The organism is Qipengyuania sp. (assembly GCF_965277845.1).
Taxonomy (GTDB): Bacteria; Pseudomonadota; Alphaproteobacteria; order Sphingomonadales; family Sphingomonadaceae; genus Qipengyuania.
In genome coordinates, this window is sequence record NZ_OZ255844.1 from 1,084,597 (window position 1) to 1,099,200 (window position 14,604).

At 63.9% G+C, this 14,604-nt stretch carries 17 protein-coding genes; 11 read left to right on the plus strand and 6 right to left on the minus strand.

Annotation, left to right across the window (positions count from 1 at the left end; translation table 11 throughout):
- Positions 1 to 63: 63 nt before the first annotated feature.
- Together ggt and ACQY4G_RS05375 are read right to left on the minus strand one after the other, a co-directional pair.
- On the minus strand, positions 64 to 1,779 hold the full coding sequence (ggt, locus tag ACQY4G_RS05370; protein WP_421989272.1) for a gamma-glutamyltransferase: 1,716 nt from the start codon (positions 1,777 to 1,779) through the stop codon (positions 64 to 66).
- 11 nt (positions 1,780 to 1,790) lie between these two features.
- Positions 1,791 to 2,819 (minus strand): quinone-dependent dihydroorotate dehydrogenase, encoded by a 1,029-nt coding sequence (locus tag ACQY4G_RS05375; RefSeq protein WP_421993574.1) that lies wholly within the window; start codon positions 2,817 to 2,819, stop codon positions 1,791 to 1,793.
- A gap of 461 nt (positions 2,820 to 3,280) precedes the next feature.
- Between ACQY4G_RS05375 and ACQY4G_RS05380 the strand changes: the two genes are divergently transcribed.
- The 10 genes from ACQY4G_RS05380 (at position 3,281) to ACQY4G_RS05425 (ending at position 10,596) form a co-directional block, all read left to right on the plus strand.
- The gene (locus ACQY4G_RS05380; RefSeq protein ID WP_198147677.1) at positions 3,281 to 4,090 is read left to right on the plus strand and encodes a helix-turn-helix domain-containing protein; all 810 of its coding nucleotides are present in this window, start codon (positions 3,281 to 3,283) and stop codon (positions 4,088 to 4,090) included.
- Positions 4,091 to 4,194: 104 nt separating this feature from the next.
- A complete protein-coding gene (locus tag ACQY4G_RS05385) occupies positions 4,195 to 4,605 on the plus strand; it encodes an SUF system Fe-S cluster assembly regulator (protein WP_067692207.1) in 411 nt (136 codons plus the stop codon).
- Positions 4,602 to 6,098, plus strand: coding sequence for a Fe-S cluster assembly protein SufB (sufB, locus tag ACQY4G_RS05390; RefSeq protein WP_067692210.1), 1,497 nt, complete (start codon positions 4,602 to 4,604; stop codon positions 6,096 to 6,098). The genes ACQY4G_RS05385 and sufB overlap by 4 nt, the downstream gene beginning before the upstream one ends.
- Positions 6,098 to 6,466, plus strand: a complete 369-nt coding sequence (locus tag ACQY4G_RS05395; RefSeq protein ID WP_421989274.1) for a hypothetical protein — start codon at positions 6,098 to 6,100, stop codon at positions 6,464 to 6,466. The genes sufB and ACQY4G_RS05395 overlap by 1 nt, the downstream gene beginning before the upstream one ends.
- Positions 6,463 to 6,993, plus strand: coding sequence for a DUF559 domain-containing protein (locus ACQY4G_RS05400; protein ID WP_421989276.1), 531 nt, complete (start codon positions 6,463 to 6,465; stop codon positions 6,991 to 6,993). Before ACQY4G_RS05395 ends, ACQY4G_RS05400 begins: the two co-directional genes overlap by 4 nt.
- A 2-nt stretch (positions 6,994 to 6,995) precedes the next feature.
- Entirely contained in the window at positions 6,996 to 7,757 is a 762-nt protein-coding gene (sufC, locus tag ACQY4G_RS05405; protein WP_421989278.1) for a Fe-S cluster assembly ATPase SufC, read from the plus strand.
- Positions 7,750 to 8,508, plus strand: a complete 759-nt coding sequence (locus tag ACQY4G_RS05410; protein WP_421989280.1) for a SufD family Fe-S cluster assembly protein — start codon at positions 7,750 to 7,752, stop codon at positions 8,506 to 8,508. Before sufC ends, ACQY4G_RS05410 begins: the two co-directional genes overlap by 8 nt.
- Positions 8,505 to 9,734 carry a cysteine desulfurase gene (locus tag ACQY4G_RS05415; RefSeq protein WP_421989282.1) on the plus strand — a complete coding sequence of 410 codons (1,230 nt, stop codon included), beginning with the start codon at positions 8,505 to 8,507 and terminating at the stop codon, positions 9,732 to 9,734. The genes ACQY4G_RS05410 and ACQY4G_RS05415 overlap by 4 nt, the downstream gene beginning before the upstream one ends.
- Entirely contained in the window at positions 9,731 to 10,237 is a 507-nt protein-coding gene (locus tag ACQY4G_RS05420; RefSeq protein WP_421989284.1) for an SUF system Fe-S cluster assembly protein, read from the plus strand. Before ACQY4G_RS05415 ends, ACQY4G_RS05420 begins: the two co-directional genes overlap by 4 nt.
- Entirely contained in the window at positions 10,237 to 10,596 is a 360-nt protein-coding gene (locus tag ACQY4G_RS05425) for a HesB/IscA family protein (RefSeq protein ID WP_421989286.1), read from the plus strand. The genes ACQY4G_RS05420 and ACQY4G_RS05425 overlap by 1 nt, the downstream gene beginning before the upstream one ends.
- A gap of 13 nt (positions 10,597 to 10,609) precedes the next feature.
- On the opposite strand, the gene ACQY4G_RS05430 is transcribed toward ACQY4G_RS05425, so the two are convergent.
- Complete coding sequence (locus ACQY4G_RS05430; protein ID WP_425061723.1) at positions 10,610 to 11,029, minus strand: hypothetical protein; 420 nt, start codon at positions 11,027 to 11,029, stop codon at positions 10,610 to 10,612.
- Positions 11,022 to 11,714 (minus strand): EI24 domain-containing protein, encoded by a 693-nt coding sequence (locus tag ACQY4G_RS05435; RefSeq protein ID WP_421989290.1) that lies wholly within the window; start codon positions 11,712 to 11,714, stop codon positions 11,022 to 11,024. Before ACQY4G_RS05435 ends, ACQY4G_RS05430 begins: the two co-directional genes overlap by 8 nt.
- A 112-nt stretch (positions 11,715 to 11,826) precedes the next feature.
- On the opposite strand from ACQY4G_RS05435, the gene ACQY4G_RS05440 reads away from it, so the two are divergent.
- A complete protein-coding gene (locus ACQY4G_RS05440; RefSeq protein WP_421989292.1) occupies positions 11,827 to 12,822 on the plus strand; it encodes an adenosine kinase in 996 nt (331 codons plus the stop codon).
- Between the two features lie 42 nt (positions 12,823 to 12,864).
- On the opposite strand, the gene ACQY4G_RS05445 is transcribed toward ACQY4G_RS05440, so the two are convergent.
- Positions 12,865 to 13,353: a flavodoxin family protein gene (locus ACQY4G_RS05445; protein ID WP_421989294.1), complete on the minus strand. Its 489-nt coding sequence runs from the start codon at positions 13,351 to 13,353 to the stop codon at positions 12,865 to 12,867.
- A 10-nt stretch (positions 13,354 to 13,363) separates the two neighbouring features.
- Positions 13,364 to 14,395, minus strand: coding sequence for an Acg family FMN-binding oxidoreductase (locus ACQY4G_RS05450; RefSeq protein WP_421989296.1), 1,032 nt, complete (start codon positions 14,393 to 14,395; stop codon positions 13,364 to 13,366).
- Between the last annotated feature and the right edge of the window lie 209 nt (positions 14,396 to 14,604).

Here is a 14,604-nt window from a genome sequence, read left to right on the forward strand (position 1 = left end):
GACCTTATGCTTGCGACGGCTTAAGCCGCTCGCCGCGCAACGGCAAGCAGGTGGCTGCAAGGATCAGGGGCTTTCGATCTGACCCGCGAGCCGTGGGTCGCGGGCGCTTTGCCATCCGTCCGGCGTGCGCAGGACCGCGCCGCCCTTTACGGGCGCTGCGCGCGGGATGATTTCGGCGTGGCCCAGGGCCCTGAACGCGTCGGCCTGCGCTTCGAGCCAGGTATCCTTTTCGAGCAGCACGCGGTCGCCGAATGCCATGATGAAAGGCAGCCCGAGAATGTCCTCGGCGGAAAGGCTGAAATCGATCGCTCCGATGATGCTTCGCGCGGTCTGGACCGGGATGGTGCCGCCGCCCGCCGCGCCGACTGCGAGGAACGGCCTGCCCGCGGGATCCCAGACGATGGTGGGCGCCATCGAGCTGCGCGGGCGCTTGCCGCCTTCGACCCGATTGGCGACGAGCCTGCCGTCGACGACTGGCGAGCGGCTGAAATCGGTCAGCTCGTTGTTGAGGAAAAAGCCCCCGGCCATCAGCCCCGAACCGAACGGCCCCTCGATGGTGGAGGTGTAGCTCACCATGGTGTCGTCCGTATCGACGACCGCGAAGTGCGATGTGCCTTTCTCTTCGGGTTCGTCGCCGTCGGCCAGCGCAGCGGGAGCTCCGGCCGGCGTCCCGGCCTCGACCTCGGCTAGCCGGCCGTCATCGGCGATCAGGGCGCTCCGCTCGGCAAGGTAGTCGGGATCGATCAATCCCGCGACCGGTACCGACACGTAGTCGCTATCTGCCAGATAGAGCTCGCGATCGGCATAGGCGAGGCGCTGCGATTCGACGAACAGGTGCCAGGTGACCGGGTTTTCGGCCCCTAGTGCTGTCAGATCGAACCGCTCGAGCTGGCCGAGAATTTGCAGCACTGCGACCCCGCCCGAGGTCGGCGGGCCCATGGTGCAGACCCGATAGGCGCGATAGGTTCCGCACACCGCATCGCGTGTCTTGGCACTGTAGTCGGTGATGTCGGCATAGGTCATCGCACCATCGCGCGGCGTGTCGGCAGCAACGGTGGCGGCGATTTCGCGCGCAAGATCTCCGGAATAGAAGGCCGAGGGCCCCGCCTGTGCAATCGCTTCGAACGTCCGCGCCAGTCGCTCGTTGGTAACGAGCGTTCCCACGGGGAGCGGTTTGCCCGTCGCATCGAAGAACATGGCCCGCGCTTCGGCGGAGTGCGCGGAGCGGTTCTTGGCACGCTCGAGCATTCCGTTGAGACGCGGATTCATCGCGAAGCCTTCGCGGGCCAAGCGGATTGCGGGTTCGAACAGGGTCGCCCACGCAAGCTTGCCATGCGCGGCGTGGGCCTTCGCGGCCAGCGCGATATTGCCGGGCACTCCAACCGAAAGCCCGCTGCGGACCGATTCGATATAGGGCGGCAACTCGCCGTTTGCATCGAGGAACCATTCGGGGGTCGCTCCGGCCGGTGCGGTTTCGCGGCCATCGTACGTAGCGACCGCCCCGTCCGTCGTTCCGCGCACCAGGAAGCCCCCTCCGCCGATGCCCGAGCTCTGCGGCTCGACGACGGTCAATGCCAACATCACCGCAAGGGCCGCGTCGGTCGCGCTTCCCCCGCGCGCGAGCATTTCCTCGCCGGCGGCTTGCGCGCGCGGATCGGCTGCCGAGACCGCCCCGGTAAATGCGGGTACGGACTGTTCGGGCGCAGTGGCGAGTGGGGGAGTGACAGTGCAGCCGACTAAGGCGAGCGCCGACAACGATGCGGTAAGGGGCCTGGTCATGCGCCGCATGCCTATTCGGTTCCAACCGCTTCGGCAATCGAGGCGAAGCCATCGCGGCGCATCAATTTCTCAAGGCCCCGCAATATCCGGCGCGGCAGGCCCGGGCCTTCGTACACCATAGCGCTGTAGAGCTGGACGAGGCTTGCGCCGGCGCGGATGCGTGCCCAGGCATCATCAGCGCTGCCAATCCCGCCAACGCCAACCAGCGGAATGCCGCCGCCGGTCGCCGCGCGGAAATCGCGCAACCTCTGCTGGGCAAGATCGCGCAGAGGCTCGCCGGACAATCCGCCGGTTTCGCTTGCATGGCAGGACTTAAGCGCGGGCCTGGAAACGGTGGTGTTCGAAACGATCAGGGCGCCCAGCTGTTTGTCGAGCGCGATCCGCGCGATGGCGTCGACATCGGCCGGTTCGAGGTCGGGCGCGACCTTCAGGAAAACGGGCGGCCCACCCCCTCCACGCGCCTCAAGAACGGCATCGAGCAGACCCGACAGCGCACCTTCGTCCTGCAGAGCACGCAGGCCCGGCGTATTGGGGCTCGAAATATTGACCGCAAGGTAGGATGCCAACGGCGCCATGATCCGCGTCATCGTCGCATAGTCGGCCGTGCGATCCTCGCTGTCCTTGTTGGCGCCGATATTGATGCCGACGATGCCACCGCGCGCTGCCCGCCGAGCGAGCCGGGACCGTGCGACTTGCGCACCCGCATTGTTGAACCCCATGCGATTTATGACCGCCCGGTCTTCGATCAGCCGGAACAGGCGCGGCTTGGGGTTGCCGGCTTGCGGGCGCGGAGTGATCGAACCGACCTCGACGAAGCCGAAGCCGAGGCCGAGCAATTGATCGGGCACTTCGGCATCCTTGTCGAAACCCGCCGCCATGCCGAGCGGATTGGGAAAAGCGATTCCCGCGACATCGATCGCGAGCGGCCCGGGCTCTTGCGCACCGGCCTGTGGCGAGATCGAGAGCGCCTTTACCGTCAGGCGATGGGCACGCTCCGGGTCGAGCGCAAACAGGACGGGCCGGGCGAGGTCGAACAGCATGGCGCGCGCCATGCCGCCTCCGGCGCAGCCTGTCGAGATGCATCCGAAATCCGGCGTTCACCAGTCTGCGGGGCGGCTAATCAAGAAAAAGTCAATCGATTCGGCACCCTGTCGCTTGCATACAATCAATTGTCACAGACTCGTCCTAGCAGATTCCCGCGACCCGAAGGGCTCGGAGCAAATCTGCAACGAGTTCTCGACTTCAAAGGGGGGGCCTTCACGGGCCGCCCCTTTTTTTCGTTCCATGCGCAATGCCGGAGAAGATCTTTTCGCAACCCGATTGCGATTGCGAGGATTTTGGCGTATTTATACAATTTGTTGGGCAAAATAATGATCGGAACAGGGGTTTGTCGGGTCCGCAGGGTGACGAAACGTCGCATTCTTTCGAGTTTGTAGCAGCGCCTTCCGATCTCGCGCCCTACCTCAATTCGCTCTACATCTGGCGAAGCCCCGACTCCCAGATGGACGATGTTCTTCCTGCCTATTCGGGCCAGATGGTCATGTTCGGTCGCGGTGTCGGCCGCATGCAATTCGATCCGGGCGAGATTTCGGAAACCGGCGACGCTTTGTTTGTCGCGCCTTTATGCCAGGCGCGCCACTTCAGCGTCAGCGGGCCGGCCAAGGTTTTCGGCGTCTCGCTCAATTTCCGCGGCTGGGCGGCGCTTTCAGGCTTGTCAGTGCACGATTATCACGATTGCTTCCTCCAGCCGGAAACGGTTCTTCCCGACGGACTCGCGGAGGAATTTGCAAGTCTCGCACCGCGCTGGCGCAATGGCGAGCTTGACGACACGTCTGTGCTCGATTCCATGGCTGGCATCGTTCGGCGTGGATTGTCGAAGCTGCCGGAACAGCATCTCACCGTGATAGATCGAACGCTCGAATGGCTGTCGAGCTCGTTCAAGCCCGATCTGGACGAGCTCTATGAGCGACTGCCCTATTCGAAGCGACAGTCGCAGCGACTGGTCGCACAGTTTTTCGGCCAGTCGCCCGTAAGGTTGGTGCGCCGATATCGGGCGGTGCGCGCTGCAACCCTGCTTTCCATCCCCGACCTTCCCGAGGAGATCGAGGCCGAAATCCGCGAAGCGTTCTACGATCAGGCGCATCTCATCAAGGAGATCCGGTTCTTCACCGGCCGCACCCCGAAGCGTCTACAGCCCGATGCGGGATTACCGATCAACGAAATGCTCGGCCCCGACGGATACAGTGCGGTCGATCTGTTCGGCTCCGGCGAAGCGGAGCAGCTCGGGCGGGACGGGCTCGACAAGGCCTGATTGCAAACGACTCGCAACAAGGCGTTTTCCGTTGAAACACCGGAGGCGGGCGCCTAACTGGGTAATCGGATCGATTTGGTCCGATTAAGCCATGTGCCTGTGAGATGAGACTTTCGAACCTTGCCGATTATGCGGTCGTCGCCATGTGTGCCGCCTCGCGCCATTGCGGGGACGGCAGGACCAGCGCGGCGGAATTGGCGGCGGAGACGGGCCTCCCGGTGCCGACGGTACAGAAGCTGGTCAGCAAGCTGTCGGCGGCCGGCCTGCTGCGATCGACTCGTGGCGCTGGTGGCGGGTTGCAGCTGGCCCGCCCGGCGGCGGCGATCACGCTCGCCGATATCGTCGAGGCGGTCGAGGGGCCCATCGCACTGACCGCCTGCATCGAAGGGACCGAATGTTCGGTCGAGCATGACTGTACGGTCAAGCCGCACTGGCCGGTCGTGAATGAAGCGTTGCGCGGCGCGCTGGCGGCGATCCCGCTGACCCAGCTCGCCCGGACAAGAGAGATTGCATGAGCGAAGAAATCGACATCCAGACCAAACCCGAAATGGACGCCGAAGCGAAGGAAGCCGCCGAAAAAGCTGCGGAATACGAACACGGCTGGTCGGCGGAGATCGAAACCGAGTTCGCCGAAAAGGGTCTGACCGAAGACACCGTCCGCTTTATCAGCGCCAAGAAGGGCGAGCCTGAGTGGATGCTCGAATGGCGCCTCAAGGCCTTCCGCCTGTGGCAGGAGATGGAAGAGCCCGACTGGGCAAAGCTCGGCTATCCCGCGATCGATTACCAGGACGCCTATTACTACGCCGCACCAAAGAAGAAGGAGAAGCTCAAGTCGCTCGACGAGCTCGATCCGGAGATCAAGGCGGTCTACGACAAGCTCGGCATTCCCGTGGCGGAGCAGGAAGTGCTCGCCGGGGTCGAGGGCGCACGCAAGGTCGCGGTCGACGCCGTGTTCGACAGCGTTTCGGTCGCCACCACCTTCCGCGAGGAACTCAAGAAGGCGGGCGTCATCTTCCTGTCGATCAGCGAGGCGATCAAGGAGCACCCCGAGCTGGTGAAGAAGTGGCTCGGCAAGGTCGTGCCGCAGCACGACAATTTCTTCGCCACGTTGAACAGCGCGGTCTTTTCGGACGGCACCTTCGTCTACGTGCCGAAGGGCGTGCGCTGTCCGATGGAGCTCTCCACCTATTTCCGCATTAACGCCGAGAACACAGGCCAGTTCGAACGCACGTTGATCGTCGCCGAACCGGGCAGCCATGTCAGCTACCTGGAAGGCTGCACCGCGCCGATGCGCGACGAGAACCAGCTCCATGCCGCGGTGGTCGAACTGGTTGCGCTCGAAGATGCCGAGATCAAATATTCGACCGTGCAGAACTGGTATCCGGGCAATTCGGAGGGCGTCGGCGGGATCTATAATTTCGTCACCAAGCGCGGCCTGTGCCAGGGCGCGCGCAGCAAGATCAGCTGGACGCAGGTCGAAACCGGCAGCGCGGTGACGTGGAAATACCCGTCCTGCGTGCTCAATGGCGAAGACAGCGTGGGCGAGTTCTACTCGGTTGCGGTCACCAACAATTACCAGCAGGCCGATACCGGCACCAAGATGATCCATAACGGGCGGGGCAGCCGCTCGACGATCATCTCCAAGGGCATTTCGGCGGGCAAGTCGAACAACACCTATCGCGGGCTGGTGCGCGTGGCGGCCAATGCCGACGGCGTGCGCAACCGCACCGAGTGCGATTCGCTGCTGATCGGCGACCAGTGCGGCGCGCACACCGTGCCCTATATCGAGGTGAAGAACCCCGGCGCGCAGATCGAGCACGAGGCGACCACCAGCAAGATCAGCGACGACCAGCTCTTCTACGCCATGCAACGCGGCCTCGACGATGAGGAAGCCATGGCGCTGATCGTCAACGGCTTTGCCAAGGACGTGCTGAAAGAGCTGCCGATGGAATTCGCCGTCGAGGCGCAGAAGCTGCTGGCGATCTCGCTCGAGGGGAGTGTGGGGTGATGTTTGGGACGAACCTCGAAAAGGTATGCCAGAAAATAGATGCGTTGATGGACGAACTGGCCATCATCGATAAACGCATCTCATACCACGAAGAGCAGTTCGAACTGGCTGTCAGGTTGGGTATAGCAAAGCCCGGCGATGATGAGTTCATTCAGCTTTGGCGAAGGGTGCATTCTCAGTTCACTGAGAATCTGCCAAAGGCAAAATCGGCGATCCAATCAGGCGAAGAGGACTTCAAGCAGATCAATCGAATCCTCCCGATGACTAATCGCCAAATCCGAGAGATTCGTGCTGATATCGCCGCGGCTGATCGTGCCCAAGAGCTTGGCAAGAAGCGGGCTCGCGAGCGCTTTGGGGGCTCTCGATGACCTCCCGCAAAACCCTCCAACTCCGCGATCCGTCAGAGACGGCCGACGAAACCCCCGCGCTCAAAAAGAAGGGCCGCGGGTGGGAGATTTCGGAGAAGCGGCTCGACGCGATTCACGAGCGTGCGCGCTATTTGCGGCGGCATGCGAGCCCGGCGCACAAGGCGCTCGCCGCGCGCTTCGCCAGGGAAGATTTCGGCAAATACAAGTTCACCCGCCACACGGTTGTCGGCTCGGCGATCCTCGATTTCGTTTCGCACCCGCTCGGCCTCGCGATCGCGATCGACGAGGAGGGGCAGGACGACCGCGTCGCCAAGCGCCGCGACAAGAGTCTCGCCAGCGTCGGCATCGAGGTTTTCCGCATCCCTGCCGCGACCATCCTCGAGGATGTCGAGGCCGCGATGCAGCCGATCTTCGCCGCCATGAACGCGCGCTACCGCGACAAGCAGGCCGCGCGCCGCGAACACCAATCGAAATACGGTTCGACGCCCCGCCGCTCGCGGCCCCAGCGTCGCGACGACAGGAAGTGACAATGCTGAAAATCGACAATCTCCACGCCGAAATCGACGGCAAGACGATCCTCAACGGCCTCAGTCTCGAAGTGCCGGCTGGCGAGGTGCACGCGATCATGGGCCCCAACGGCGCGGGCAAATCGACGCTCGCCTATGTGCTGGGCGGACGGCCCGGCTACGAGGTCACGCAGGGTTCGGTCGAGTTTAACGGCCAGAACCTGCTCGACCTCGAACCGCACGAGCGCGCCGCCGCCGGCCTGTTCCTGGGCTTCCAGTATCCGGTCGAAATCCCCGGCGTCTCCAACCTGCAGTTCCTCCGCGAGGCGCTCAATTCGCAGCGCAAGGCGCGCGGCGAAGAACCGCTTACCGGCGGCGAATTCCTGAAGCTCGCCAAGGAAAAATCCGCGCTGCTCAAGCTCGACCCCGAAATGCTCAAGCGCCACGTCAATGTCGGCTTCTCCGGCGGCGAGAAGAAGCGCGCCGAGATGGTCCAGATGGGCATTCTCGATCCGCAGTTCGCCGTGCTCGACGAGACCGACAGTGGCCTCGACATCGACGCGCTGCGCGTGGTGGGCGAAGGCATCAATGCGATCATGCGCGGCCCGGCCAAGGGCGTGCTGCTGATCACCCACTACCAACGCCTGCTCGAAGTGGTGAAACCCGACAAGGTCTCGATCCTGTCGAAAGGACGCATCGTGCGTACCGGCGGGCCCGAACTCGCGGTCGAGCTCGAGAACGAAGGCTACGACGCGGTGATGGCTCCAGAGACTGCCAATGCCTGAAGCTGCTGAACTTCCAACACGGCGCGAGGAAGCCTGGCGCTATTCCGCGGTCGAGCGGCTGCAGGGCGAAGCGCTAAACGACTGGCGCGAACTCGATATCGCAGCGGGCGAAACCGTCCGCGAGACGCTGGTGATCGCCGATGGCAAGGGTACCAGGCCCACCGAACTGCACCGCTGGCGTGTGACCGTCGGCGAAGGCGCGACCTGCGAGCTATTCGCGGTGCTCGCCTCGGCCGAATACGCGCGGCTCGAGGTTGAAGTGACGCTGCACAAGGGCGCGCATTTCGAGCTTGGCGGGATCACAGTGGGCGGACGCGAGACGGTTCGCGAATTCGTCACCCGCACGGTCCATGTCGCGCCCGAGGCGACCAGCAACCAGACGGTCCGCAGTGTCCATTGGGGCCATGGAACGGGCAATTTCCTCGGCAATATCGACGTGGTGCGCGGTGCGCAGAAAACCGACGCGGCGCAGGACTTCAAGGGCCTGCTGCTCGAAAAGGGCGCGAGCGTTAACGCGGTGCCGCAGCTCGAAATCTTCGCCGACGACGTGAAATGCGCCCACGGCGCCAGCGTCGGCCAGATGGACGAGAATGCACGGTTCTACATGGCTGCGCGCGGCCTGTCGCCCGATCTCGCCCGCCGCCTGCTGGTGCAGGCCTTCCTCGGCGATGCGCTGGTCGCGCTCGACGATGACGAAGCGCGCGAGGCGATGATGCAGGTTGCGCTCGACAAGGTGGACAAGGCGCTGTGAACGAAGCAGTCGCCCTCACCCGCTCGAAAGGCCTGAAAGCGGAGTTTCCGGGCCTCGTCACCGCCGACGGACAGCCGTGGCATTACCTCGATACGGCCGCTTCGGCGCAGAAGCCGCAGGCGGTGATCGATGCGATGTCGCGCGCGCTTGGGCGGGACTATGCCACAGTGCACCGCGGTGTTTACGGTCGTAGCGCGCAAATGACGCTGGGCTATGAAGCGGCGCGGCGCCGTACGGCCGAATTCCTGGGCGCCCGATCTGAGAACGAGATCGTCTTCGTGCGCGGCGCGACCGAGGCGATCAATCTCGTCGCCTCCAGCTGGGGCATGGCGAATCTCGGCGAAGGCGACCGCATCGTCCTTTCGACGCTCGAGCATCATTCGAACATCGTCCCCTGGCAATTGCTGGCCGAACGCACCGGCGCCCGGATCGATGTCTGCCCGCTGACCGAGGACGGCCGCATCGACCTCGCCGCGCTCGAATCGCTGCTGACGCCGAGGACGAAGCTCGTCTCCCTCGCGCATGTCTCGAACGTTCTGGGCAGCGTGCTCGACGCACGCGCGGCGGCGGACCTCGCACATTCGGTGGGCGCCAAGATCATGCTCGACGGCTGCCAGGCGGCACCGCGCATGGCGCTCGACATGGCGGCGCTCGATTGCGATTTCTACGCCTTCTCGGGCCACAAGATCTACGGGCCTACCGGAATCGGCGTGCTGTGGGCGCGCGAAGACATCCTCGATGCCATGCCCCCTTGGCAGGGCGGCGGGGCAATGATCGATCGCGTCACCTTCGAGAAGACCACCTATGCTCCGCCGCCGCAGCGTTTCGAGGCCGGCACGCCGATGATCACCGAGGCGATCGCGCTGCATGCGGCGATCGACTATGTCGATGCGCTGGGGCCGGCCAGGCTCTTCGAGCACGAAAGCGGTCTTGCTCGCCAACTGCGCGACGAGTTGCGCTCGCTCAACTCGGTCACGCTGTTCGGACCCGACGAAAGTGCCGGCATCGTGAGCTTCGCGATTCAAGGGGTTCACCCGCACGATCTCGGCACCATATTGGATGAAGAGAATGTCGCGATCCGCGCTGGCCACCACTGTGCGCAGCCGCTGATGGACCATCTCGGCGTCCCCGCCACCGCCCGCGCGAGCTTCGGGCTCTATTCCGACGAAAGCGACATCGCCGCCCTCATGCGCGGCATCGAACGGACCCAGAGGATCTTCGGATGAGCGAAGAAACGAAAAACGACACCGATTTCATCGCGGCCCCCTCGCCTGCCGACGCTGTGCCTGCGAAGCCGCCGCGCGCCCGAGTCGAGGACGCCGTCGACACGGAGGAAACCCCGCGCGAGACGATGGAGCGCAAGCGCGACTACCTCGAAGGCTTCCTGCAGAAAAAGCCGGAAAACGTGCCTGCTGGCGCGCCGGGCGGCGATCTCTACGAAGCGGTCGTTGCCGCGCTCAAGGAAATCTACGATCCGGAAATCCCGGTGAACATTTACGATCTCGGACTGATCTACGGCGTCGAGGTCGATGACGAGAGCGATGTCACCGTCACGATGACGCTGACCACGCCGCATTGTCCGGTCGCCGAAACCATGCCGGGCGAAGTCGAACTGCGCGCCGCCAGCGTGCCCGGCGTGCGCGATGCAGAGGTCAACCTGGTGTGGGACCCGCCTTGGGGCCCGGACAAGATGACCGACGAGGCGCGCCTCGAACTGGGGATGCTGTGATGAGCGATACCAAGACCCGCCGCGCACCAAAGGCCGCCGTCGTCCTGACCAAGGCGGCCGAGCAGCGCGTGGCCGATCTCATGGCGAAGGCGCCTAACGATGCGATCGGCGTCAAGCTTTCGACCCCGCGTCGCGGCTGCTCGGGCCTCGCCTATTCGGTCGATTACGTCACCGAGGAAGCCAAGTTCGACGAGAAGATCGAGACGCCTGGGGGCATTTTCTACATCGACGGCGCGAGTGTGCTCTACCTCATCGGCAGCACGATGGACTGGGTGGAAGACGATTTCACTGCCGGCTTCGTTTTCGAGAACCCCAATGCCAAGGGTGCTTGCGGCTGCGGCGAAAGCTTCATGGTCTGACCCTCGCGGGGGCTCAGCGCTCTAGCGCAGCCACACAGGCAGCGCGGTCGACATCGAGCCCGTCGCTCGCGCGGCGAGCGTCGACATAGGTCGCGCTCGGCTCGCCGCGCGGCTCGAGCGGGTAGAGATAGACATCGAGCACGCAGGCTTCACCGGTAAACTGCAGCTTCTTCGCATCTCCCTCGGTCACGCTCAGGCGGGGCGGCCCAAACAGATTGGCGAGCGCCGTCTCGTTCCTCCCGATCACGCCTTCCAGGCCCGGAACGTTCATCACGCGCGGCGCACGAAATCCTTGAGTGCTCGGCGCAACGCGTACTTCCTGCGGTGGAGGCGAGGCGCCGGGCCGCGAGACCGGCGGTGCAGATGGTCCGCTCGCCGGCACGGTGGTGCAGGCGCCGAGTAAGGGGAGGAGGAACAGGACGGATTTACGCATGCAGATCTTTCTCACGCGCGCGATGAACGAGATGCGTCGCGCTGGCGGCGCCTATTATCGGCGCAATCAGATTGACGAAAGGTATTGCGAGCAGCGCCACGACCACGCCGCCGAGCAGGAAGCGTTTTAGACCGCCGATCGGGGCGATCTCGGCCGCGTCCGCGCGGTGCCGCAGCCACACCATGTCGCGCAATTCGCGTCCGATCAGATAGGCGTTTACGGCCCAGAAGACCGCAGCCGCCCCGATGCCGGTCACCAGCAGGGCTGCTGCCACCGGCAGCGCGGCGGCATTGGCGAGCACGGTTCGCAGCAGCGAGCGCAGCGCGTTGCCCGCTTCCTCTGCCAGCGGGATGTCGCGCACCGTATGCGATGCCCCGGGATAATGCCGCGCCTCGACCGCGCGCACCACGTCCTCGGCGAAGAACTGCAGCACGAACAGTGCCACCACGCGAAAGAGAAACCAGCCCGCCAGGAACATTCCTGCCACGGCGACCAGCGCGCCCAGGCCGAAGGTGTCGGCGCTGGTGACGGAGGCGATGGCGCGCTCCACTCCGACATAGAGCGCTGCGCCCCCTGCGGCGAAAATCGCGAGCGTGATCAATGCGGTCTTGAGCAATACTTTCAAAATTGCCGGGTCGCCGAGCTGGCGCTGCGAGAGGGCGAGGGCGGCGGGCAACGACAACATGCATTTCGCGGGATGCGCGCCGCCCCCTCGCAAGTCAACGCCGCCCTTGGCCTCGTCGCGACGAACGGCTAACGGCGCCCGACGCAATGAATTCACCTCCCCCGGAGCACATATGACCGAACCCCGCTACGACGTAATCGCCATCGGAAATGCCATCGTCGACGTAATGGCCCCTTGCGACGACGAGTTGATCGCCGAACTCGAGCTCAACAAGGGCGGCATGACACTGGTCGACGAAGACGGCGCGCGTCGGCTCTACGAAGCGATGGGCCCGGCCAGGGAAATCTCGGGCGGTTCGGCGGCCAACACGCTGGCAGGCATGAGCGCGCTTGGCGCCCAATGCGCCTTTGTCGGCCAAGTGGCGAAGGACCAGCTGGGCGACGTTTTCAGCCACGACATCCGCGCGGTGGGTATCGATTTCGACACCGCTGCACGCGAAGGCCAGCCTGCTACCGCGCGCTGCCTGATCTTCGTGACGCCCGATGGCGAGCGCACGATGAACACCTTCCTCGGTGCGAGCCAGTTTCTCCCGCCCGCCGCGCTCGACGACGAGCTGATCGCCAGCGCGGGCATTCTCTACCTCGAAGGTTACCTCTGGGATCCCGAGGAACCGCGCAGCGCGATGCGCCGGGCAATCGAGGTGGCCCGCAAGGCCGGCCGCAAGGTCGCCTTCACCGCATCCGAGAGCTTCGTGATCGAACGCCACGGCGACGATTTTCGCGCGCTGATCGAAGAGGGACAGATCGACATCCTCTTCGTCAACGAACACGAGCTGGCGACGCTGACCGGCACCGACGATTTCGAAGCCGGCCTCGCGATGGTAAAGGACAACGTCCCCGTGCTCGTCGCGACCCGCAGCGCCAAGGGCGCGGTCGGCATCGCGAACGGCCAGCGTGCCGAAGTCGCCGCCGAGCCGGTGGAAAAGGTGGTCGACACCACCGGCGCCGGCGATCTTTTCGCTTCCGGATTCCTTACAGGCCACGCGCGGGGCTTGGGGCTGGAAACCAGCCTGCGCATGGGCTCGATCTGCGCCGCCGAGATCATCTCTCACTACGGCGCACGCAGCGAGGCCGATCTGAGGGCGCTGGTGGCCGAAAAGCTGGGCTGAGCGATCCAGCGCACCCTCGGATCACCCCGGCCTCTCGAAAGATCAAACTCCGCCTGCCTGTTTCAGCTTGCGAATAAATCCCGCGATTTGCTCATCGCATTCCTGCTGGCGGACCTGCTCCTGTTGCAAGCCCAGCGACGCCACAAGAGGGTGTGGCAGCAGATCGGAGACGAAATCGATCGCCTTTTGCGGCGGTGAATGTCCGCCGTGAGTAAGAAATAGGGCGACGCGCCGAGGCAGGGCAGGTTTGCTCTCCAGAAAAGATCGCAGTGGCAATGCGGGATAGCTCGTCCAGATAGGTGCGCCCAGAAGGAGAACGTCGTCGCCAGACCACGACGCCGGTGGGGTCTGGATTTCGGGTAGACGACCCCGAACGCTGTCGTATCCAGCAAGAAGATACCGAAACCATCCTCCGTCGTAGCGAGGGCATTCGATCTTCATCGGCTGGATATCGAGCTCTCGTCCCAGCATCCTGGCGACCGCCTGCGTCGTGCCCGTTCGCGAGTAGTAAAGAATGGCGGCGTTGATCATTCTCCGCCTCCTAAGCCAGCACTTCGGCGATCGGCCGCCTGAGCGACATCGGAAGCGCTGGCGCCTTGCCGAACCGGATCACGAGATCCGGGCGCTTGTCCGGAATACCAAGCCAACTGGCGAACTCGGGTCGGATGTCCGCCACTTCGATGGGCATGTTGAGATGGGCGTGCCGAATGCCGAGCGCGGTCGCTTGCAGCGCAAAGCGCTGAAAGCTGCGCCCGACATTGATCCAACCTTCCTCATCGTCCCGGTCGGCAACAAAGATCACGATACCGGCCGAGCTGTTCACATGCCCGGCATACTTCTCGTTTTCCGATTCCTTGGAGAAAAAGAGGTCGAACATCAGGCTCCCGAGCCAGCTCGGGGAAGTCGGGTTGCCCGAACAGGCGGTGAAGAGGCCATCTTTCGTTGCAAGCGCCGCCTCGGGGTTGAACCTGATCCAGTCCTTCAATTCCTCGACGAAAGCTGGATCGTCGCATTGCACGCTGTTCCCTGCAATCACATAATCGAGCACGCCGTCCATCCTCGCCCGGTCGGTGATGAACAACGTTTCCACGCCCGGCATGGCAGCCGCTCGACCCAACCTACGCAAGTCCTCCGTCGAGAGCGGCTGGCCGTCATAGTCCGAGCGGGTCGACTGGCGCAGCGGTATCGCATCGCAAAGCTCTCGGTCGGAAATGGCGCCGTTCCCCAACGCGACCGCGATCGAAGACGCCTTGCCCGCCGGATTGACCGACACTTCTCCGGGTCGGCCTCGGGCATTTCCGGCAATCAGCAGGTTTTCCGCCGCGCAACCTAGAGACACGAAGACATGGTGGTCATCTGGGTCAACAACAGGGCAGCTGCGGCTCAGGTCGGGCAGTATGTCGACAGCGTCATCGCCCAGCCTGAATTTCCAAGGCTGGGTGTTGTGGGAATTCGGGGCCAGTGACGCGAAGCGGACAAAATCTTCCGGTTTGGCATCGGCGGGAAGCGGAGCACGAAGGGCTCCCGCGGCATCATCGTAGGTTCCCATGCCGCTACCGCTGCAGCCGCCCAACCAGGTTGCAGTCACGCCGGCACCGCCTGCTGCGAGAAAGTTCCTCCGTGACCACCTCATCTCGACATCTCCAACCGTGGTGTTCCCGTAGGTTGGGTGAACCGGGGAGCCATCGAGAACCAAGTGTATAAGGTCCGCAAACTCGACCGATTACGTAATTGACCGAGGTCCAGTCTCCGAAACTTTGCGGACGCGCCGGATCGAGCGGG

What these genes read in the sequence shown, in the direction of transcription:
- ggt (WP_421989272.1), bottom strand. Translation starts at nt 1,779, where the DNA reads ATGACCAGGCCCCTTACCGCATCGTTGTCGGCGCTCGCCTTAGTCGGC.
- ACQY4G_RS05375 (WP_421993574.1), bottom strand. Translation starts at nt 2,819, where the DNA reads ATGCTGTTCGACCTCGCCCGGCCCGTCCTGTTTGCGCTCGACCCGGAG.
- ACQY4G_RS05380 (WP_198147677.1), top strand. Translation starts at nt 3,281, where the DNA reads ATGGACGATGTTCTTCCTGCCTATTCGGGCCAGATGGTCATGTTCGGT.
- ACQY4G_RS05385 (WP_067692207.1), top strand. Translation starts at nt 4,195, where the DNA reads ATGAGACTTTCGAACCTTGCCGATTATGCGGTCGTCGCCATGTGTGCC.
- sufB (WP_067692210.1), top strand. Translation starts at nt 4,602, where the DNA reads ATGAGCGAAGAAATCGACATCCAGACCAAACCCGAAATGGACGCCGAA.
- ACQY4G_RS05395 (WP_421989274.1), top strand. Translation starts at nt 6,098, where the DNA reads ATGTTTGGGACGAACCTCGAAAAGGTATGCCAGAAAATAGATGCGTTG.
- ACQY4G_RS05400 (WP_421989276.1), top strand. Translation starts at nt 6,463, where the DNA reads ATGACCTCCCGCAAAACCCTCCAACTCCGCGATCCGTCAGAGACGGCC.
- sufC (WP_421989278.1), top strand. Translation starts at nt 6,996, where the DNA reads ATGCTGAAAATCGACAATCTCCACGCCGAAATCGACGGCAAGACGATC.
- ACQY4G_RS05410 (WP_421989280.1), top strand. Translation starts at nt 7,750, where the DNA reads ATGCCTGAAGCTGCTGAACTTCCAACACGGCGCGAGGAAGCCTGGCGC.
- ACQY4G_RS05420 (WP_421989284.1), top strand. Translation starts at nt 9,731, where the DNA reads ATGAGCGAAGAAACGAAAAACGACACCGATTTCATCGCGGCCCCCTCG.
- ACQY4G_RS05425 (WP_421989286.1), top strand. Translation starts at nt 10,237, where the DNA reads ATGAGCGATACCAAGACCCGCCGCGCACCAAAGGCCGCCGTCGTCCTG.
- ACQY4G_RS05430 (WP_425061723.1), bottom strand. Translation starts at nt 11,029, where the DNA reads ATGCGTAAATCCGTCCTGTTCCTCCTCCCCTTACTCGGCGCCTGCACC.
- ACQY4G_RS05435 (WP_421989290.1), bottom strand. Translation starts at nt 11,714, where the DNA reads ATGTTGTCGTTGCCCGCCGCCCTCGCCCTCTCGCAGCGCCAGCTCGGC.
- ACQY4G_RS05440 (WP_421989292.1), top strand. Translation starts at nt 11,827, where the DNA reads ATGACCGAACCCCGCTACGACGTAATCGCCATCGGAAATGCCATCGTC.
- ACQY4G_RS05445 (WP_421989294.1), bottom strand. Translation starts at nt 13,353, where the DNA reads ATGATCAACGCCGCCATTCTTTACTACTCGCGAACGGGCACGACGCAG.